We start from the raw sequence: 22,982 nt of genomic DNA, 5'->3' as shown, positions 1-22,982 counted from the left end.
TTAAAACAAAACTGTCAAAACAGCGTATTTCTTTTCTATGCATCAACAAAAAAGGCAGCAACAATATGCTGCCTTTTCGCTTTATAAGTTCTAATAACACTACACTATCCCTCCTTAAGAGAGCCCTTGCTTTTTCTACTGCCTGTAAAATCAACATCCACGCCCAACGCCGCGGCTTGTTTAAAACAAAGTTTGAGACGCATCAGTGCTGTATTAGCAGCTCCAGCTTTTGTATGACAGATGGGAGCGAGGGTATTGCCTATTTCTGTTTGTGTAATCTCTGAAATAGGCAAACAGCCTAATTTAGGGAGAATATGGAGTTTTAAAGGTGAAAACAGTTTCCATCTTTACCATCATTTTTTAATTCAGCTTTACAACTTTCAAAAGCATCTAAGGCAATGTCTTTTAAATAATGGAGATTACGCATTGCCTCACGTTTTCGTTTCTCACGTTCTTTAATGGGATCATGACCATCACGAAGAACAGAGTGCTATTGGGAGGGGTGCCAATTCACGAGCTTGTTTTAAAGAGACATCTCTCAAAGCACCCAAGTCCATTTAGCGACAGCGCCCATGAATGGTATAACGATAAAGCCATTGAGCACCCCCATCTTTACGTTTGTGAAGGAGCAAGCCGGCACCATCATTATATTTTCCAGCTCGTGGGTGTTGCTAAAGCCCTTGGCTCTTGAGACGATTCATAAGAGCCATTTTTAGTCCTTTCTTATACATTTTTTACCCACACGCCAGCCCCGCTTGTGGTGTGCAAGAGAATGGTTTTTCTTGATTTAAGACAAACAGGTTTCAAATGAGAGAATCTTACGTTATTCAGAACTCTAACTCAATGAAATCAACGCTAAATTATCATTATAAATCAGCATATTATACCATTTTATCAAGATAAAAGATAAGGTATTTTTATCTAGAATATGTCACAAAGTATGCTGCCTTTTCGTACATGAAATCGATTTTTTCCTGAAGTGTTTTCTTTTCTACTTAAATACACTTTTCCTCCTCTTCACACGGATTGCGCAGCTATTCATCATCGAATTTGCCCATAAAGCTAAGCAAAGTGTATTTTTAGATAATATAAAGATAATAGCATTAAGAATAAATCTTAAAAAATAGAAGATTTCTTGCTTTTTCACTTATGGAAGTACAACAACTTTACCGTTCAATTATGCTCCTCTTTGAAGGTAGATATGGTGCTAATATGCACCATGGAGCTATCCAAGCAAAGATGATATTAGAAAAATGAAAAGTTAACCACTGCACATTTAAAACAGATAGGAAACCTACAGCCACTCTCATTCATTCCAAAGGATATAGAAAATGAAAAAAAACATATCGGATAAATAATCAATCATAGCTTATAATATAAGAGCATAACAGTGTTTTCATATGGCTACACTCTTCCCTTATGATATCTGGACAGCAAATATCTCTAAAACTTCTATAAAAATACTATTAAAGTTATGCTGTAAAAATGTTAATTGCCTCAACAATCATTTGTCAAAAATTTGCAAAAAATAGTCAGAGAACTAACCGTTTGAACCACAAACATGATTTGTATGCTAATGATTTGATTTTTAACGACTTTTAACATATTGATAATCTTAAAATTAAATCAGACAGCCTCCCCAGTTAGTCCGGATAAGTAGGTATCTAACAAAAACTATTGTTAGGACCGTAGAAGACCGTACCCCATCCTTGTATGAGAAAGTGAACTTCCTTAAAAAACTTTGATATTAATGATACTAAACAGATTGGTATTCATTTTCACCTTAATCCGATAGATTCTGCCGTTAAAGGTGCGTTTAGCACAATACACAATTATCTCACAATTTAACTCTCTATATTGATGTAAACTATCAAAAATTTTTTAAAAGACGTGTAGCCGAGACAAGTTTTTCTGATAGAATACGCTACCAATTTTAATATAAAATTATAAAAAAATAAGCATATTAATCCGTTTACTATTAACAAAAAAACGGACTGTATTTTTTTGTTATTTACAATCTATTATAGCAATAAAATAATTTCTTTCTTTACGATGTGTTGTCGCTATCTATAAAGATTTCTTTACACTTCCATTGCTGGTTCTTCTAAACAAACAGTTTTGAGAAAATTAATGCATGAAAAGAAAATCTAACAACAAGCGCTTTATCTTTCACATACAAAACGCTCAAGAAAGCTAGTTTTTTCATTTATAAAATGAAATAACTCAATAAAGTTCTTTTTGTATCAATAAAAGATGTTTTAAATGAAATATTCAAAATATTGATTTATAATGATAATTTAGCGTTATTCCTATTGAATTAAAATCTTGAATATCGTAAATTTCTCTCATTTAAAATCTGTTCCATGTTGAACTAATCAAAATCATTCACTTACACATTACAAGCAGGGCTGGCGTGTGAAGCAAAGTTATATAAGAAAAGCCTGAGAATTCCTCTCATGAACTGTCTCAAGTGCCAAGGGCTTATCACAAATATTGGGAGCTAGCAAAATGTGTGACGGGCTTGCTCTTTTATTAAGCGTAAAGGTATCGGCTTGCTCCTTCGTAAGCGTAAATATGATGGGATTCTATGGCTTTAGCGTTATAGCATTCATGAACACCATCGCGAAATGGGCTGTGCTTCCTTAGAAAAATGGACTTTGGTACCCTTAGCCTCTTTAAAGAAAGCCTGTGAATAGCCCCCTCATCTCTTCTTCTTATAGCAGAAAAAATTTGCTGATCGTTTTGGTGAGTGCATCAAATAATACATCTCAACGCTATAGAGCTTTTTATAACGATTATCTTTAATAGACAATTTTTAAATATCATACTTCATAGTGCTTTTAGCATAAGCTTAACCAAGCTAGGTTTTATGAAATCCACTTTTCTCAACTTTTTATGATCATGAAAAAAAGTTTTTCTGAAGCAAAACTTCAAATCATAGAGAACATCATCGATATAATTCGTTTTGTTATTTACAATAAAAACATAATGATATAGAAACTGCCTGGGTACTTGCGCCATCAGGGGAATGAAGTAAGCATCAAAGCATACCAAATACTAAAGGCATATCTATGTGTAAGAAATATATTTATAAGAAAAATTTTTTGTTATGTACAATTGCTGGAACTTTGATTTTTTCTCATTTCGGTTCAACTTATGCAAATACATCGGCTCCTGAAACTCCTGAAATTTTGGGGAAGATTGAATTAAATAAGGGAGAAGAAAAGACTTTAAATAATGTTCTTGTCCGCGATAAAGGACCTGGAATATTAGCGCATGATAAAGCAGCTATCACAATTGTAAAATCAACAATACACACGGAAATGTCTGCACTTTCTGTATCAGAAGGTGGACGCATTCATGCTAAAGAAATTAAAGCAAATACAGTGTACAAAGGTTTAGAAACAAAGAATGGTATAATCAACGTTGAAGATTCAACCATAACCGTCCAACGAGGAGGTGCCGGTAGTATCGTTTTTTATGAAACAAAAGATTCTTCACTGAAAAGTGGAGAAAAAGTTGTCAATAAGGTTGTTCTTAGCAATACAAAACTTCTTGTGAAAAACGGTACCGGTATTCTTGGTCCCTACTGCTCAAGAGCCGTTGCTGAAGTTCAACTTAAAGACTCAGAAATTCGATCTGACGTATTATTGAGAAATAAAACGAAACGTAAATATTATGACAACGATACTCTTCCTGTAACTTTAGCATTAACCGCTGATAATTCAACAATAGAGGGACGAGCAAGAACTTTAAAAGTCAATACAACGGTTTTGACTCTGAATAACAAAAGCAAATGGTACTTAAAGACCTCTCAAGAGGAAGTCGATACTGACTTTAATGTGTTTAACTATGAGCTCAGTGATATTAAACAACGAGCCCTTTCTACCGTTTCAGTACTGAATCTTAATAATAGTTCTATCATATTTAAGACACCACAAGGGCGGGAAAAAGATCATTATCATACCTTGTATGTAGGGCGAACAGCTGAGGTTCGTAGACCTGAGGGAAGTACAATCCCCGATATAGAAAGCACTTATAATACAGTTTACAATGCCACAGGCGATGCAAAAATTTATTTTAATATTGAATGGAGTGATGGTCTAGTAAAAGAACAGCAAAAAGCTGACCGCCTCCTTATACATGGTGATGTATCAGGCAGCACAACAGTCCATATCAAGAACCTTGCGAAAGGTGAGATATTAAAAGCTGAAGATTCTGTGTCTTCGAATATGCGTGGTCTTTCACTCATTCAAGTTTCTGGAAATGCAAATGAAGATTCCTTCAAACTTGCACACGGCTACACCACAATGGGGGGATTGCCCTATAAATATATACTCAAAGCCTATGGTCCAACATCCAGCCATGGGACAGCCGATAGCACACAAAGTCACTTTAGCGGAATATCACAAGAATCAAAAGAAAATACCCTCAAAGACTACACAATCTACACGATATCAGCATCAGGAACAATGATTGAAGGTGTTTCACCAAAAGAGAAAGAAGCGCAAAATACCGGTTCATCATCCCTTGGACAAGCAAACAACGCACAAAACATCTTGGAAAAAAATCAGAATTTCTGGGATTTTCGCTTGCAAAATGCGACTCTCGATAATGAAGGAAAGATCAGAGCTCTCGTTCCTCAAGTGGCAAGCTATTTGTCCATGCCTAACGCACTATTCTCAGCTGGACTGGCTGATATAAACAATCAAAACACTTTACTCAACTCGATGCAGGAAAACACCTTTGAGACAAAAGATCATAAAAACAAAGGAGTCTTCTTCTCAACTTATGGAAATAAGATGACATTATCCTCTCACCGTACGCCATTACAATATGGCTATGGTGCCGATATTCACTATGCAGCTTTACAGTCAGGCATTACATTAGCAGCTCTAGAAGATCAAAATATGACCGCCAATTTCGGTCTTTTGGGGACATATGGGAAATTAGCTTTCACCCCTAAAGACATGGAAGGTGCTGACAAGAGTACACTCAATAAATGGTCAATTACTGCATATAGTGGGCTGCGCCATAATAATGGGATATACATCCATGCGCTCTTCTCCTATGGAATGCTCAAGGGAGATATCACCACAGCTCTCATAGGAAAGACTGCAGAATTGAAAAATGCTGATACATTCAGTGCATCAGCAACCATTGGACAAAAATTCGAAACCAGTAAGAAAGGATTGGTCTTTGAACCACAAGCACAACTTGTTTATCAACGCCTCATGCTTGGCACACTCTCAGATGTCGATGGCTTTGATGTGGATATGGGAAATCCTTATCAATACTTAGTGCGTGTGGGTGGACGCTTAACGCAAACGAAGCTTTCTATTGAAAACGGCGGTATTCTTTCTTTCTATGGTAAACTAAACGTTGTTAAAGCTTTTTCTAACAATGGTACGATACAGATTGGTGAACCATTCCACCTTGATTCTATAGGAGCTGCCCTTGAAGGTGGATTTGGTGTAAATGCACAATTATCACAAAATATCGCCCTTCATGCTGATGTTAACTATCAATATAAGCTTCAAAAAACTGGTATATCTGGAGCAAGCTTTTCAGGCGGAATACGCTATCAGTTTTAAGAAAACGCAAAAAACAATTTATATTCTATTCATTTTAATAAAAGGCAGTGCAAATGTGCTGCCTTTTTATAATCTATCGGAAAGAACCGTTAACAACTATTCTTTCTACCACCTTTCTTGAGCCAATTAATCTCACTCAAACCAAATGTAATAAAATCTGTTATCTCTAAATGAATACTGAATTCTCAAGAGAGCTGCCTTTTTGATTTATAAAAATCAAATGCTTTTAATAAAATTTTTTGTATTTTAAAACACGTAATAAATAATTCTCTGTGTAAGAAAATCAATTAAAAGCTTTTTGTAAGCACACAACAACAGCTTCTCCAAAAATTTTGTAAAGTTTCCATAACAACAGCCTTAAGCAACAAACATCCTTGCAAAATATTTTGTTTCTTAACACTTTTAAACGGAATACTGATCAATCTAGCTTTTCTGCAATTCATAGTTTCTAACTGCAATCTCTATTTTAAAAGCTCTTCTAAAATCATTTTTTAAACGATAAAGAACACGACGCAATGTTTCGTTTTGTTGTTTACAATAAAAACATAATGATATAGAAACTGTTTGGGTACTTGCGCCATCAGGGGAATGAAGTAAGCATCAAAGCATACCAAATACTAAAGGCATATCTATGTGTAAGAAATATATTTATAAGAAAAATTTTTTGTTATGTACAATTGCTGGAACTTTGATTTTTTCTCATTTCGGTTCAACTTATGCAAATACATCAGCTCCTACAATGGTTATGGCTCGTGCGGATAAAGCAGGAGAAGAAAAAAACTTTAATAACGTTTTTATCCGCAGCGCATATACAACAGTGGTTGCTGATGACAAAGCCTTTATCACCATTACAAATTCAACAATGCGTTCAGACTCAAATTTATTTACCGCAACAACAAGTGGACGTATTCATGCTAAAAAAACTGTAGGAAAATCAAATTCCCGTGGTTTAGAAATTTCAAACGGCATCATCCATATTGAAGATTCAATCATAAATGTTTCCGGACATCACAAAAGTCGTGGTATCCTTTTTGATTACATCCCAAGTTCCCAAGTAAAAGAGGGCGAAAAAGTTATCAATAAAGCAATTCTTACCAACACAAAACTTCTTGTTGAAAATGGTATTGGTATTCTAGGACCAGATTATGCAAAATCTGTTGCTGAGGTAGAACTTAAAAGTTCAGAAATTCGTTCTGATATATTATTAAAAAATAAAATCCCAGAAAACTCAAAAGATATCGATCCTCGCACTTTTATATTAAGCGCTGACAATTCGATTATAGAAGGACGAGCAAAGACTTTACCTCAAAATACAACGATTTTTACTCTCAACAATAACAGCAAGTGGTCCCTAAAGATTAGTCAATTTGAAGTAGACAAAGAATTTGACAGCTCTAAAGGATACTTGCTCACTGATATTAAACAACGTGCACAGTCTATTGTCTCAGTATTGAACCTTAATAATAGCTCTATTATATTTAATGCGCCGCATAAACTAGCAGACAATCAATATCAAACCTTGCATGTGGGAAAACAGCCAACAGCTGAAGCTGCGAAAGCAGAGCAAAACAGAAGCTCCGATGCAACAACGGTTTACAATGCATTGGGCAACGCAAGGATTTACTTTAATACCGAATGGAGTAATGGTCTTATAAAAGAACAACAAAAAACTGACCGTGTTCTCGTTCATGGTAATGTCTCAGGCACCACAACGATCTATTTCAACAATCTTTCAAAGCGTGCAGAACCATTCGATAATGATGAAGTTTCAATTCCTTTGAATGCGCGTGGTCTCTCACTTGTTCAGGTGTCTGGAAAAGCAGAGGAAGCCGCCTTCACGCTGGCAAATGGCTACACTACAATGGGTGGATTGCCCTATAAATATGTATTAAATGGCTATGGACCAACATCCAGCCGTGGGAGAGCTGACAAACAGCAAAGTCTCTTGCAAGAAAGTGAAGAGTTTTGGGATTTCCGTCTACAAAATGCGACTCTTGATGATGAAGGAAAAATCAAAGCTCTTGTTCCTCAAATGGCAAGCTATTTGGTTATGCATAATGCAATATTCTCCTCTGGCTTGGCTGATATAAACAATCAAAATACACTGTTAGATAATATGCACTCAACAGTTTTTGGATTAGAAGGTCATAAACAAAAAGGGATATTTTTATCGACTTATGGCAACAAGATGACGTTATCTTCCAGCCGTAGTCCATTGGAATATGGTTATGGTGCTAATGTTCACTATGCTGCTATACAAGCAGGCATGACATTAACAACGTTAGAAAATCAAAATATAACCGCGAATCTTGGTCTTTTAGGCACATATGGAAAGCTCGCTTTTACGCCAAAGGACATGGAAGGTTCTGACAAAAGCATACTGGATAAATGGTCCTTTACGGTATATGGGAATCTCCACCATGACAATGGTCTCTATATTAATGCACTTTTCTCCTACGGCATTTTAAACGGACATATTACAACAGCCCTTATCGGCAACACCACAGAATTAAACAATACGGATACATTAAATATATCAGCTACCGTTGGACAAAAACTAGCAACTGGTGTTGAAGGGCTGTCTTTTGAACCACAAGCACAACTTATTTATCAACATATTGCCTTTGGCACTCTTTCAGATATTGATGGCTTCCAAGTTAATATAAAGCCCCCTTATCAATGGTTGGTCCGTATTGGAGGGCGTTTAACAAAAACAATGCTTCCTATTGAAAAAGATCGTGTTCTTTCTTTTTATGGTAAATTGAATGTCATCAAAGCTTTTGGTGAGGAGCGGACTATCGATGTTATGGAATCTTTCCATCTCGATTCTATGGGCTCTTCCCTTGAAGGTGGGCTTGGCATTAACGCGCAGCTTTCTAAAAATATCGCACTTCATGCTGACGTTAATTACCAACATAAACTTCAAAAAGCCGGGTTCTCTGGAATTAATTTTTCCGGAGGAATGCGTTATCGCTTTTAGAAATCTTAGCTCTCTATTTTGACGCATAAGCAGCGCTGAGATGAAAACAGTGCTGCTTAACTACATTACAAAAAACCGTAATGTGTCAAAAAGTGGTTCATTTTTAGCAAAATAAAGAAAATATCTTAAGGAACATCTCTATGCATAAGAATCTTTTGTTATGTACAGCCGCTTGTGCTTTATTTTTTTCTTCTTTTAATTTCACATCTACCAGCACCGCCTCTGCTCTAAGCCCCCAGGAACGCCATGCCATTGAAGGGATTATGAAATTACCTGAACAATATCGCCGTGCTATTGATTTAATAAACACACCAACACAAGCAGAAAAAAATCTTGAAAAGATAGCCTCTGGCGCCATGATGGAGGATAATTCGCACTTCAATCAAGCACTTCAAGAAGCATTAGATGATTCAGGAACTCAAATTAACAGATATTTCTCAGGGATCGGTCGTTATGCAACTCCTGATCATAGAGAGGAAATGCGGAAAGAAAGAGATTCTATATACGCTCGTGCTATGTCAGAGCAATTTAATCGTGATGCGGACCGCATGATGCAAGCCAGAGCAAAACTTGAACAATTACGTCAGAATCGATTAAAAACAAGAGAAAATTTATTACGTGGCTACGACAAAGCAGTTTCCGATGCCGTAAAGGCGGCAGCAATCCTTGAAGCTGATAACCAACAGCGTGTTAATGCTGCACACCAACAATGGGTAAGCCAAGACAATCGTGATTGGCACAAACTGCAAAATACAGCAGAAATATTACATAAGGCGGCACAAGTGGATACTGCCTTACAAGGACAAAACAAAGAACTTTCTGATGCTTTACGCAAAGCAGTATTAGAGACTTTGAACGCGGATGGAATAACCAACGTGGAGAGAAAAGAAAAAACATCCCCTCCTCCAAAGAGCACTTCATCCACAAGAACAAAGCATGGAATGAGACAGCCTAAAATAAATGAAAATTCGCAATCTGATATTGATCCCCAAACAAACACCACTTCCTCGGAATCAAAAACGACTCTTAATACATCAGAAAAAGCGCATATGAAATTGCTCCCAAAGGTTGAGAATACTGCTACCGCGGCTACAGAGAGCACCTCTAAACTTACAGATGATGATAAAGCAACTGCAACTTCTACTTCTCTTAATGGGACAGCAAAAAGCACAATTCTTACACCACAAGAAGAAAGCTCTTTAGTCATGCCTATCGCGATGTTTGCTGTCGGGTTTAGTGATGTCAACAATCAAAATATCTTGTTAGACAATATGCAAATAACAATGTTTGAGCCCAAAGATCATCCAGAAAGAGGCGTTTTCTTATCCTCTTATGGCAATAAAAGCACCTTTTCTTCCAAGGTTCAAGCAAAACAAGATGGTATCCAAGCAGATATTCGCTATGCTGCATTGCAAGCAGGAGCAACACTAATAGCGCTAAAAGATCAAAATATCAGCAGCAACTTTGGTCTTTTCGGAACATATGGGAAATTATCTTTTACTCCTAAAAACAAGGAGAGCTTTCAAAAAAATATGTTTGATAAATGGTCACTCACCGCATATGGAAATATTCAGCATGACAGTGGCATCTATGCAAGTGCATTTCTCTCTTATGGAGTTTTCAAAGAAAATCACGCTACAGCTCTCATCAAACATACCTCAAAAGTGAAGAATAGTAAAACATTAGGAGCCGCTGCAACTGTTGGTCAAAAACTGTCAACCAGTTTGGAAGGTGTAATCCTAGAACCGCAAGCACAACTTGTTTATCAACGTCTCATGCTTGGTTCTTTATCAGATAAGAGCTCTTTCTCAGATGGCGATAACTCTAAAATAGACATAAGCAAACCTCATCAATGGTTGCTCCGTATTGGTGGACGTTTGACACAAAACAAAGGCCATGCCCTTTCCTTCTACGGAAAACTGAACATGATCAAAACTTTTAGTGAAAACTTTTCGCTTGCTGCTATGGAATCTTTAATTGAAGGTGGTTTTGGTATTCAGGCGCACTTATCGCAAAATATAGAGCTTCATAGTGATATCAGCTATCAACATAAATTCAAAAAAGCTGGCATCTCTGCAATAAATATTGCCGCTGGAATGCGCTATCACTTTTAAAAATACTTGTATTCCTATCTTGAAATATAACGCGCTCTCATTATGTTTCGTTTTGTCTCTTATAAAAGAGACATAATGAGGCCAAAGTTTTATTTTTTATGAGAGAGGGGAGAAATATTTTAGGAATACATCCATATGAAAAAAAGCTTCTTACTATACACAGTTTCCGGAGTTCTGTTTTGTTCTTCCACCAGTATGTCTTATGCTATTCATAGTACAAATCCATCAACAACGATAGATTCTTCTTCTCTACAACCTGCTCATGTCAAGTCACAAATAAATCTATCCGGAGTTTTTGATCCGTATAAAGATCCATATGATGGAATCGGGCGAATTATGCCATCATATCCATCTTCAACCCCTAATGGCCTCCTTCCCCCTACAGCACCTAGCTCCACAAGAAAGAGCGCAAGCCCTATTTCTACAGAAAGTAAACTTACAACGCCTACTTCTACAAGCACTCTACCTCCCAAAACACAACTTGAAGGAAATTCAGCTGGAAATATAATTTCTTCTTCAAAACAAAACTCTGATCTTAGTCAAGGAAGTACACAAACACCAAAGACTAAAGTTACAGAAGGTGTACAATCTAACCCTACAACACAAAACACTCCTATTATACAATCTTCAACAACAGGAATGGAAGCAAAATCTAGAAGACGTTCAGGGGCGCCCTCCTCTTCTGCAGACTCTTCCAGCGAAAAAACACTATCGAATTCTGCTGTGTCTTCACAGCCAGAACCTACACAACCTTCACCGAATTTACAACCAGCACTTACAAAGTCTGAACCTACAAGAACGGAACCTACAAAACCAACAACAGAGCAAATACCAACATCTAATGAACCAGAACTCGCACAGCCAATATCTTTAAGAGTAGAAACTGAAAAACCAACATTACTGCTACCACCAAGCTCTGCAAAACCAGCGCCAGTGCAATCTTCATCTGCACAAAAAATATCTGAAAAATCAGAGATTGAAAAACCAATATCACCAATAAAACAACCTGAAAAGTCTACACAAATTGAGGATATAAGCGCTGGAGTTGAAGCTAAAAACGGTAAGATCATAACGCTACATAACAAAAAAATTCAAGACAATGGTTTTGCTGTACATGCAGAGGGAAATAATTCAAAAGTCAACATGATAGGGGGAACAGTTGATGCGCGTTTTGTTGCACTAAGCGTATCAGATGGTGGAGAAATTGATGCTACAGGCATTACTGTAACAGCAGAAACAGCTGGTTTGGTAAACATGGAGGGCACAATCAAACTTAAGGATTCAAGCGTCCATGTCACGGGAAATTATGAAGCAGACGGTATTATTTTCCGCAACAATCCGTATAATGCCCCTAGAAAACGATATACACGCAATGCTGAAAGGAACACCAATGCCGTTCAAGAACAAGATGTAGCCAATATTGCTGATAAAGTAACCCTAGAGAATACAAAGCTTTTCGTTGAACATGGTAGCGGTATCAACCTTTATGGAACAGGCGTAAACGGGGAAGTCAACCTTAAAAATTCAGAAGTTCATGCCGATATTTTATTAAAAAATATCAAGAACGAAAGTGCCTCCACAAACACCATTACATTAGTTGCAAACCACACTTCTTTAGAAGGTCGGGTAAGAACTTCTAAAGATAATAGAACAGTTTTTGATCTAAAAGAGAGGACTAAATGGCTTGTAAAGGCGAATAAAAATGCCACAAATAATGATAATATTTTAAATGACTATAGACAGTTTGGTGTTGATGAAAAATCATACTCTAATCTTTCTGAATTGCACCTTACAAACAGTGCCATTATGTTTGACAAGCCCATTGAGGGACATTATCAAACTCTGTTTATAGGACCTAATCTTTCGCAAGAAGACGAAACAACTCACACAGCAGCGGTTTATAGTACAGCGGGTCTTGCAGAGATTTATGTAAACACTCAATGGGATAAACATTCTCCTATCACGGAACAACAAACTGATCGCATTGTGATTAATGGTGATGTCTCAGGAAGTACTGTTGTTCACATCAATCTCCAAACCGATAGCTCTGCTGTTTGGGAAGAGACGATGGCTTCACTTCCTTTAGGGACACATGGGATTTCAATCATTCAAGTTTCCGGACAAGCAAACGAAAATTCCTTCACGTTAGCAGAAAACTATATGACAATAGGGAAACAACCTTATAAATATGTACTCACAGGCTATAAGCCTGGAACATCTCATGAGAGCCAAAATCTTTTTGGCAAGAAGAATAGTGATTTCTGGGATTTCCGCTTACAGAATGCCTACATTGATAAAGACAAAAAAGTTCGAGCCCTTTTACCACAGGTAGCAAACTATTTAACCATATCTAATACTTTATTTTCTGCTGGATTTACTGATGTAAACAATCAAAACACGTTGTTAGACAATATGCAAACAACAGTATTTGGGGCAAAAGACAATAAAAAGAATGGTATCTTTTTCTCTTCCTACGGCGAGAAGGTCACCCTATCTTCCAACCGCGATCCACTGCACTATGGTTATGGTGCTGATGTAAACTATACTGCCTTACAATTAGGGGGCATATTAGCCGCCTTAGAAAGCAAAGACATAAGCGCACATTTTGGTCTTTTAGGAACGTACGGAAAGCTTGCCTTTACGCCAAAAGAGATGCAAGATTCTGAAAAGACAACGCTTGATAAATGGTCACTTACCGCTTATAGCGGCATCCAGCATAGCAATGGTATATATGTCAACGCTCTTCTTTCTTACGGAACCTTAAAAGGAAATATTACCACAGCTCTTGTTGGGAATGCCGCAAAATTGGATGGTACCGAGATGCTTAATATATCTGCAACCATTGGTCAGAAATTAGCAACCGATACAAAAGGGCTTGTCTTTGAACCACAAGCTCAATTCATTTATCAAAATCTCATGTTTGATATTTTCTCAGATACCAATGGCTTAAAAGTAGACATGGGCAATCCACATCAATGGTTGATCCGTTTTGGTGGACGTTTAACAAAAACGATAATGGCTGTTGAAGAAAACAAGGCTGTTTCCTTCTATGGTAAAATGAATGTTATCAGAACTTTTGGCGATGGTAAAACAATAAAAATTGCTGATACCTTTCATGTTGATCCTACCGGCTCTTCAGTTGAGGGAGGCATGGGGGTGAATGCATATCTTTCTCAAAATATCGTACTAAACGCCGATATCAGCTATCGGCAAAAACTGCAAAAAGCCGGTGTATCTGGCACCAATTTGTCTGGCGGAATACGTTATCGTTTCTAAAGCAGAAGTTAATTTTAACTTAAATAAAAAAGGCAGCACAAAGTGCTGCTTTTTTATTTAAATTTATATATTTTTTTAATTCTCAAAAATCATTATCACATCAAAGAAGATTTTGACTTATAATATTTCTTTTGCATATTGAATAAAAAACTAAATACCATAACATTCTCTCATCAAAATACCCCATGCATAAAATTTTATGTCTTATATTATCACCACACCTCAAGCGATGATGTTTTTACAGCACAACAGAATAAGCATTCATGCCGATTTAAAAAAAGTCAGCCCCTTCTTCGCTGTGGACGCTCCATTTATTTTAGATGATGTACATTTAATATACCTGCTATAAAGACTAGTATCTGGTATAAATTCTTAAAGGCAAGTTTTTCCTCTAAAATCTCAATGCTACAGCAGCTCCATTATAAGACAAGATATTGATTTATAAAGACAATTAATTGTTTTCCATGTTAAATGAGAATCCAGAATATCGTCAGATTCTTTCATTTTAGACCTGTTCCATGTTGAATCAACAAAAACCATATCTCTTACAAGTGACAAGGGGGAAGAGCCATAGGGATAAAAAACTATTAAGAAAGGATTAAAAATGCCTCTAATGAACTATCTCAAGTGCCAAGGGCTGTAGCAACATTGGGATCAAACAAAGAATATGACAGTGTTGAAAAATATAACAATATCAACTTGCTCTTTTATTAAGCATAAAGATGGTCGCGCACTATAGATTTTATATTATTTCGATGGGAACTTTCTTATTATACCATTCACAAGCACCGTTGCATCAAAGATGTCGTTGCGCCGCCCCACAAACACCATCACGAAATAGACTTGAGAGCTTAGATATCTCTTTAAAACAAGGCCGTGAATTAGGAATAACAAATCCATTCTATTTTGAGTATTTTGTCGTGCATGAAGGACATGCCCGCAGTAAAAAACACAATAAAAAAAGCGTGAAACAATGCGGAATCTTCATTATTTAACAGATAGTGCTTTAGATACTTTTGAAAGACATAAAGCTAAATTAAAGAACGGCGGAACAGAGGGAAGCTGATTTCTACCTCTTTATTCTTTCCCAATGAGATTGCCTCCCCATTTCAAATATTACGCCAACAAAGATATACGCACTATATCCACTCAGATCTGGATGCTCTCTCCAATCTGACATACAAAAACTAAAAACAGCAGAAGGAAATAATAAACCGCTTTAATTTTTATCTCAAGCATATAGATTTAAACAACGAACCGCGTCATATCACCACACTTTAAAGGACAATATTCCATGAAGCTTATAGGCAATATTCATCACATACTCTTCATCATTCATGCTTTTTGCTGACTTGGTGGTTATGGCGGAGTGAACGCACCAGATCCCATCCCGAACTCGGCCGTGAAACACTCCAGCGCTGATAGTACTTTGCCTTAAAGCAAGGAAGAGTAAGTCGCTGCCAGATCTGCTAAATGCAAGCAAAAGACTCAATGTATAAACCTTACATTACCACACCCCAAGGAAGCTGTTTTTAAGGCATCACAGGCTGGTCTAAATATTCTCTTGATCGCGCCTCTCCCTAAACTAAAAAATGAAGCTCCCTACTGACTTAGTCTGCAAACAATTCTCTGTAAATAATCCGCCTTCTCTGAATTCTCTTCTAGCCAGCTTCTCACCGCATGCGGTTCACATCACGACAGCTTAAAAGACATTGTTTTAAGAACAGCGTTTTACAGTACATCAGGATAATAATTTAAATACCAAAATGCGCTTAAAACACGTCTACTCACTAAACGCACTATTTATCCAAATCAACTGCCCTACCTAATCATTGTCATGACTTAGAACAGCCCGTATTAAGCAGATTTGATCATTCCTCTATTTCTTTTGCACGTCCAGATAGTTGTATAGCTCTAGAAAGATCATTAACTGCATTTAAATGTGTTTGAAGTAATTCACTATTACGCTGTAATTTTTCTTGTAAATCAGACAACAAACTTTCAACCTCATGCTCAATATCTTGATTCATATAGCGCTTCACATCACTCATGGATTTATTAAGATCACGCAAACCACGTATTTTACGCAAATTTATTTCTTCGTAATCTGGAACACCACTACTCTCTAGCATATTGCTTTCATAATCAACAACTTGAGCTAATCCTTTAACAGCAGCAACAAATTTTGTCATCGCCCAATCACGATCAATAAGGTTGTTATCAAGAACTTTTGCTTTTGCCGCAAAACTATCATCACCATATTGCACTACAGACATTTTTACTTCCCCTTCAACACTATTGTTCAATCTTACTTTCAAATGAGGGAGACTAAACAGGTTCTCTTCAATGCTGATACACTCAACCAAGCTCGTGGTGCAAACATTGCTCAAACAACAGCACGACAATCCTTCAAAGCGTATACCACTTCAACTTTCAACGAGTTCTCTCAAATATTTTTCTTGCTTTGCTCCAAAACCATCATTGCGGCTATACTAATCCATAAAAACGCTATAGACTTAAACCTTACAGCAATATCGAAATTTCCATATTTGCTCTGTCTATTTCGCCTTGCCGATTTTATCTTTGCCGATTTTATCACGAGCTCATCTTCAACAGAAAATAACAATGCTTTCACGACAACTTCAGCCACAAAAAATATCTGCCGACAAAAAACCGCAGCCTATCTTGCAGCATATAAGGACGTAAGCCCATTAAAAATTTCAGCATTTTACTGATAGAAGCACTTTACCCTCCATAACCTTATGGCTCTCTCTGCACTTAAACTTGTATACCTTCCTGCGCCCCATAAGATGGCGCCCGACAAGATCAGTTTGCACCCATTCAAAAGGACACCCCCTCTCCCATGCTCGTTCTGCACACATGCAGTATTTTGCATAAAACACAAAAAGAATGTTCTTTTGAACAGATCAGCCATACAGCAATATAAAAAAAGACATCTTCAAATAGCTAAACAGCCATCAATCTTCCTTTTTTAAATTATCATTCGCTTTTCTTTGCAATGAATGACTATATAAGATTTTTTGAACCTTTTCAAGAGTTTCTTAGCCAATCAGTTCGATACGTCTTCAATCGCATATTTACGCGCTTGTTTTAAAGAAATATCTCTTAAGTGCACCCAAGCCTATTTCGCACCGCGGCCCATCAATGGTATAATGATAAATCTTCCATGACATGTATAAAATCCATTGAGCACTTTTCATCTTTACGCTTAATAAAAAGAAGCAAGCCAGCACCATCACATATTTTTCTAACCCCTTATGTTCTGATACCCTTGGCACTTGAGACGGTTCATAAAGCATGGCCTTTCTTGTACAATTTCTCTGCGCATGGGAGCTCCCTGCTTGTAACTGCAAAAGACGTTGTTTTGGTTAATTCACCACGAAACAGATTTGGAATGAAAAAATTTCCAGTATTAAGGAATCTAATTCAAGTTGAATAACGATAGATTATCATCTATAAATCAAAATATTATCCAATGCATAATGCTTAACGCTCCCCCATTGATATTTTCAGAATTTTCACAGCATCTTCTTACAGATTATTTCATTCCATAACACAGTTTGCTCTTAATATCGCGACTTTACATGTGCTACTGGTATAAAAACAGAGAAACAATCATTTTATAATCAAGGTACAATTTTTGTTTACGATCTTTCTCTCGTTTTCAACCTTTTAAATGCAGCTCTTCTCTTTCATAATCATCACATTTCAAATCTATTCCATGTTGAATAAATTAAAATCACTTGCTTGCACATCACAAACAACGCCCTGATGTGTTGATAAAATACGCTGAAAGAAAAATGCCTCTTATGAACCTTAGCAAATGCCAAGAACTATAATAAATATTGGAAGCAAGCGTACGATGATTGTGACTTGCTCTTTCATAAGTATAAAGATGATAGCATTCTACAGATTTTTATATTATTCAAAGTTTATATTATTTCACGAGAGCCTTACTGTTATACTATTCACATTTACCGTTATACCATTTACGAGTGTCATCGTAAAATGTCTTTCGTGTGCGTTAAGAGATACTTCTCTAAAACAAGTACATAAATATGCAATACAAATATACTAATATACAACATAAGTATATTTCGTTTGGAGCGTTCTTTACTTTTGTGCAAAACATGCCCCATTAGAGCAGCATTAACCAATCTTTCTATGAGATAAACGATCAGAAAACATTTTTGTCTTCCGCCGCTCACCTTAAAGGACCAAGATCTTAACTCAATCGGCTCTGTACGCAGTTCGAATTTTTGTCAAACGATCTTCTCCTGACTTTCCCCTCATCTGATTCACTTAAACGAAAGGCTCAACAAATAAACCTACGAATATTCACTGTACACTAAAAAATACTTAAACGTTCCAAGAAAACTTATATGTCTTATATTACCGTTATAAATGACAGTGCTTTATAGCATAACAGGATAAAAAAGTTTCCAGCAACACAAAACTTACAAAATCAATCAATAGTCCTTTTAAAGCTTTCTTTTTTAGGATTCACAATACTCCAACTCCTTAAGCTTTTATAAAAAAAGGAACGATTTTAAGCTTGCCGAATATGTTGTATCAGCATATATTACAGATTGTAACATATTGTTATTCATAAAATCACCTCAAAAAGAATAGAAAGAGGTTTTTATGGCTGATCTCGTAAAAGCCGCTATGCTTTATTCAACCTTGATTATCACCATCAATACTTTTGTTGTTATTTTAGTTCTCGTAATAGAAATATACTAAGCATACTCTTTTGGCTTTTTATAATCTGTGCAAATGAGCATCTTAATTTCACATAAGAGCAAAGCAGAATTTTAATTCTACAGATAAACCACACACCCAATTTCAAACATCGCTTGCAACTATTTGAGTATAAACTCTGCTTTTTGTATGCATTTTTAACCATCAGTGTCCGTCTTTTCACGCTATCTTGAATCTTAACTTCACTCCCACCTTAAAAAACGAAATTTTCTATCAGATATGATCTGTAAATAATTTGTCTCTTTATTGAGTAAATTTCCCCTTCAGGGCATATCACAATTCTAAAGAATAATATTTCATGAAGCTTATGATAAATCTATTGAACACCATCTTTACCCTTATGAAAGAATAAACCAGCAGCATCACACACTTTTTCAGCCCCAAATGTTGCCAACAAAACTTTAGCACTTGAGATAATTCATAAGAGGCATTTTTACGTCTTTCTTCAACAGTTTTTATCCACACGGCTCTCCCCGCTTGTACCATGCAAGAAGATGGTTTTAATTAATTCAACCGAGAACAGATTTGGAATAAGAGAAGCTTACGTTATTCGAGATCCTTATTCAACATAAAATAATTAAATTATTTTTATAAATCAAAGTGTTATTCAGAAAAACATTCATCACACACTCGAGAACAAAAAACACCTCATACGTAAAGTTTTATATACGCTCCACCGCTCAACATGATAATATCACGACACAATTAAGATAAAAAAATAACAAGGAAAAACCTTGCAAACTCAGAAAAGAGAGGAGAAAAATGAAAAGATGTGGAGAGCACTCAATTCCTCACACATCCGGCAAAACCGTCCTAGCAAAACTGTCTCACAACTTAACGAATGTTATAATATTCTCAAATCAAAAGAAATTTTTTAAAAATAGTTTGAGAAAAACATTTGAGTATGAAACGATAATAATTCTATTCAGAATGTTTTTCTCTTTATTAAAACAGAGAACGTAATTTCCAAACAAATGTTGCCTCCTAATTTTTCCGAAATTAGCCGCAACACTTAAAGACGATCTTAGTGTGATGAAACATTTATTTGTGATAAACGCAAAAAAAAACACCCCAAAGATAGATTAATCTCATATTTTAAATACATGTAACCAAAACATTAAAAAATTAGCAGTAACACATAACAACTCATTGGGAGGCAATACTATCTACAATTGAAAGCACTTTTGGGCTGAACAAATGACAGTATAGCATCCGTTTACACAAAGAGTACTGATCGTAAACGACTAATTCTTGAAGCCATAAAAAGACTCTCTAAAAGTTAGAGAGAGCCTAAAAATGTAATAGAATCAAGAACTTAAAAATTCCTTATTTATTGAACTGTATGTTTTTAATGAATGCCAAACATAAGTTCCATATATGCTTGTCTGGCATGTTGGCAATTTTTAGATTTCTCCATAGAAGATTGATCCAGCTTTTCACATTTTTTTGCCCACTCTTCGAGTAATGTTTTATCTTTCTTAAATTCCGCTACGCTATAAGTTTTTTCACAACCAGAAACGACAAGTCCAGTACAAACCAGCAATGCTGTAATAATGGCTTTATTCATCAATAAATTCCCCTTTTTCAAATTTACAAAGTTTAGGACACAATTTAGCACCCGATTAAAATTGTACATTCGGTTCATTGTGCATTTTCAAAAATTTTAAAATCCACTTCTGTACGCGAATATTTTATTAACAATATCTTTGGGTTCACATCCCCTCCTATATTGTGACCTTGCGTCTACTTTCCTTTGCAAATACGTACACTTCCAACGCAAACATGTTAAATCATGAAAACTGCCTTTCATTTATCAGACTTGCATTTGTAACATTATCTGCACGGCAGCTCTTTGTATTTGAAGTGTTAAAACTTCAGCAAAAATTCTGATATCTTGACATTCTCAAAAAGCTTTTTAATCATTTCTTTTCCTTCAAGAACCTTTTGGTAACGAGAAGCAGCACGATATCTTACCCAAAATTCGTCATGCCTATATCCATTGCAAATTCTCTGCAAACGAAAGAATACAGCTTTTAATCAACTAATTGCGCTCTTATCATTTCTAAACCACCGGAAAAGAAAGAAAGCTTTAAGTCCCCCTGTACTTTTTAAAAGCCAATAGAAATGCTAAAAAAGCGATCTTATACATTCCAATTGAAGAAAAAAGCCTATTGCCTTGCGTACCATTACAACTGGCATTAACTATTTAAGACTATAAAATCATATAAATGTAAGAAATATTTTCTATAATATACTCAATGACTTCTTTTGTTTATTAGGAAAAATTATAGCGCGTCAATATCAGTAAATTTTACTTATTTTTATCCCCCCCTTTATAAACATGAATATAATTTAATAAAACGGATTGCTGCATAACAGAAAAAAATAATCAACGCTACTCTTAATTACATTATTTACGCATGTATTAAGTAAAATAAACAAAAAAATAACCTGATGTTTTAAATCATTATCAAGATAATTTTTATGGAAGAAGAAACTTATCTATTCATCTAGCGGATAAGGTCACAAGTAGTATGATGATTATCACATTTATAGGGAAAAGTTTGAAACGGAGAATTTTTCGCAAACTCATAGCTCTTTCATGAGATAATACAGAACCTTATGAAAAACAACTTGAATGAAGCAACCATCGTGAAAAAGGAAGAGCGCTTTTATTATTAACTTCGTATAAAAACAATCAATATCATCTCTAGAAAAAGCATTCAAAGCAACGAAATTATCGTATCATTTTTTACACTTTTCCGTATTTTTGTGAAAGCAATTCGCGGACCTCATCAGCTATTTTAGTTCCACGACTTGCACAACTGACCTTAATCAACCGATGCAAACTTTCTGGTATATCAATCGTGAGGCGCTTCATACCTCCACTCATGCTCCCTTTGTGGCTTCCTACCCATGCATCCGCTGTTAAAGGGATTGATTTATTCGTTGGTTTTGTGCCGATTTTAATTTTTTTATTCATCGTGCTAACTCCTTGATTTCCGCTGCAACCGCTTCAATCTCTGCTGCTGCTGGTCCTTGCTTATCAACTTCATAAACCGCCTTCCCCTGTGCTGCTGCTTCTGCAAAAATCACACGCTGCGCAACGCTAGAAGAAAGAACATGTACGGGGTATATGCCAAGAGCTTCGTTCACATCACGCCCTATCGCTGTATTGACGATTTTACGATTAATAACAAAAGCAGATTTGAGATTTTCTTTATAAACACGTGCTTCGTCAATCAGCTTTACAATTCCATCCGCTGCCCAAATATCATAGGGACTAGGCAAAACAGGGATAAGCACCAAATCCGAAGCCATAAGAGCACTACGAGCAAGATCAGTTACACGCGGAGGACCATCGATAATAATATGATCATAACCATGACCAATCTGTGTAATCTCTTTGTGAACCGTTGCACGCGGTAAACCAACAACCGAAAACAAATGTGCATCTTCACGCGCAGCAGCCCAATCCAATGCGCTTCCCTGTGGGTCAACATCAATAAGCAATACCCGTGTACCAGTACGTGCAAAACTGGCAGCAAGATTAACACTCAACGTCGTTTTTCCGACACCTCCCTTTTGATTCAAAAGTCCAATGATCATCCATTACGCCTTTCAGTATTATCGTTTTTACGATTATACTGAAAGTAATAAAAGAAACAAGCATCCAATACGTGCAAAATAATCATTTCTCCCATTTTCAGGATAAATAACAATAGCCCGCAATTTTTTATAATATTCTTTAACATGAGCAAAACATTATGAAGATGATATTCTTGAAAATAACAAAATAAATTTAAAAGAGACATGCTCTTCTTCCCCCCCCCACCCTAAAACGAAGATTCTTAAATCCATGTCGATCTGTAAACAATGCGCTGTAAATGATCCAGCTTCTTATTTTGCACTGGCCTTTTGGGATTCTCCCTTCATGCAATCCACTTAATGCAACTCTACAAACAAGCTCCACTCTGAATATACAACAAACTATAAGGAGAATTCATTGTTTTGCACGTTGAATGAGAGAGCCGAAATCAGGAAGATTCTCTCATTTCATGCCTCTTATATTAAATTAATCAAAATCATATCTCTTGTACGTACAATCAGGGCTGGCGTGTGGGTAAAAACTGTACAAGAAAGGATTTAAAATGCTTCTTATGCAGAATCTCAAGTACCAAGAACTATTACAATATTGGAGGTTGGCAAATATAACAATGGTACCGACTTCCTTCT

General features: G+C 36.2%; 8 protein-coding genes, 1 rRNA gene and 1 pseudogene. 5 read left to right on the top strand and 5 right to left on the bottom strand.

Annotation, left to right across the window (positions count from 1 at the left end; translation table 11 throughout):
- Positions 1-115: 115 nt before the first annotated feature.
- Positions 116-710 (bottom strand): annotated as a pseudogene (locus ACFILO_RS07380) (integrase arm-type DNA-binding domain-containing protein); the annotation flags it as partial.
- Positions 711-3,071: 2,361 nt separating this feature from the next.
- On the opposite strand from ACFILO_RS07380, the gene ACFILO_RS07375 reads away from it, so the two are divergent.
- The 5 genes from ACFILO_RS07375 to rrf all read left to right on the top strand — a co-directional run bounded on the left by ACFILO_RS07375 (position 3,072) and on the right by rrf (position 15,430).
- A complete protein-coding gene (locus tag ACFILO_RS07375; RefSeq protein WP_375678071.1) occupies positions 3,072-5,594 on the top strand; it encodes an autotransporter outer membrane beta-barrel domain-containing protein in 2,523 nt (840 codons plus the stop codon).
- 631 nt (positions 5,595-6,225) lie between these two features.
- Positions 6,226-8,574, top strand: coding sequence for an autotransporter outer membrane beta-barrel domain-containing protein (locus tag ACFILO_RS07370; protein WP_375678070.1), 2,349 nt, complete (start codon positions 6,226-6,228; stop codon positions 8,572-8,574).
- Between the two features lie 140 nt (positions 8,575-8,714).
- A complete protein-coding gene (locus ACFILO_RS07365) occupies positions 8,715-10,688 on the top strand; it encodes an autotransporter outer membrane beta-barrel domain-containing protein (protein ID WP_375678069.1) in 1,974 nt (657 codons plus the stop codon).
- A 135-nt stretch (positions 10,689-10,823) separates the two neighbouring features.
- Positions 10,824-13,964, top strand: a complete 3,141-nt coding sequence (locus ACFILO_RS07360) for an autotransporter outer membrane beta-barrel domain-containing protein (protein ID WP_375678068.1) — start codon at positions 10,824-10,826, stop codon at positions 13,962-13,964.
- A gap of 1,351 nt (positions 13,965-15,315) precedes the next feature.
- A 5S ribosomal RNA gene (rrf, locus tag ACFILO_RS07355) occupies positions 15,316-15,430 on the top strand.
- Between the two features lie 405 nt (positions 15,431-15,835).
- Here the strand turns inward: rrf and ACFILO_RS07350 are convergent.
- The 4 genes from ACFILO_RS07350 to parA form a co-directional block, all read right to left on the bottom strand.
- Positions 15,836-16,240, bottom strand: a complete 405-nt coding sequence (locus ACFILO_RS07350; RefSeq protein ID WP_273790974.1) for a flagellar protein FlgN — start codon at positions 16,238-16,240, stop codon at positions 15,836-15,838.
- Positions 16,241-20,094: 3,854 nt separating this feature from the next.
- Positions 20,095-20,313 (bottom strand): EexN family lipoprotein, encoded by a 219-nt coding sequence (locus tag ACFILO_RS07345; protein ID WP_375632444.1) that lies wholly within the window; start codon positions 20,311-20,313, stop codon positions 20,095-20,097.
- A gap of 1,185 nt (positions 20,314-21,498) precedes the next feature.
- On the bottom strand, positions 21,499-21,729 hold the full coding sequence (locus ACFILO_RS07340) for a plasmid partition protein ParG (protein ID WP_273790969.1): 231 nt from the start codon (positions 21,727-21,729) through the stop codon (positions 21,499-21,501).
- Positions 21,726-22,355, bottom strand: coding sequence for a ParA family partition ATPase (gene parA / locus ACFILO_RS07335; protein ID WP_375632443.1), 630 nt, complete (start codon positions 22,353-22,355; stop codon positions 21,726-21,728). Before parA ends, ACFILO_RS07340 begins: the two co-directional genes overlap by 4 nt.
- Positions 22,356-22,982 lie beyond the last annotated feature (627 nt).

The organism is Bartonella sp. AP72JLCBS, from assembly GCF_042195705.1.
In the GTDB taxonomy this organism is placed as follows: domain Bacteria; phylum Pseudomonadota; class Alphaproteobacteria; order Rhizobiales; family Rhizobiaceae; genus Bartonella.
This window is presented reverse-complemented; position numbering and strand designations above follow the sequence as displayed.

Coding starts and splice junctions, on each gene's coding strand:
- ACFILO_RS07375 (WP_375678071.1), top strand. CDS start 3,072: ATGTGTAAGAAATATATTTATAAGAAAAATTTTTTGTTATGTACAATT.
- ACFILO_RS07370 (WP_375678070.1), top strand. CDS start 6,226: ATGTGTAAGAAATATATTTATAAGAAAAATTTTTTGTTATGTACAATT.
- ACFILO_RS07365 (WP_375678069.1), top strand. CDS start 8,715: ATGCATAAGAATCTTTTGTTATGTACAGCCGCTTGTGCTTTATTTTTT.
- ACFILO_RS07360 (WP_375678068.1), top strand. CDS start 10,824: ATGAAAAAAAGCTTCTTACTATACACAGTTTCCGGAGTTCTGTTTTGT.
- ACFILO_RS07350 (WP_273790974.1), bottom strand. CDS start 16,240: ATGTCTGTAGTGCAATATGGTGATGATAGTTTTGCGGCAAAAGCAAAA.
- ACFILO_RS07345 (WP_375632444.1), bottom strand. CDS start 20,313: ATGAATAAAGCCATTATTACAGCATTGCTGGTTTGTACTGGACTTGTC.
- ACFILO_RS07340 (WP_273790969.1), bottom strand. CDS start 21,729: ATGAATAAAAAAATTAAAATCGGCACAAAACCAACGAATAAATCAATC.
- parA (WP_375632443.1), bottom strand. CDS start 22,355: ATGATCATTGGACTTTTGAATCAAAAGGGAGGTGTCGGAAAAACGACG.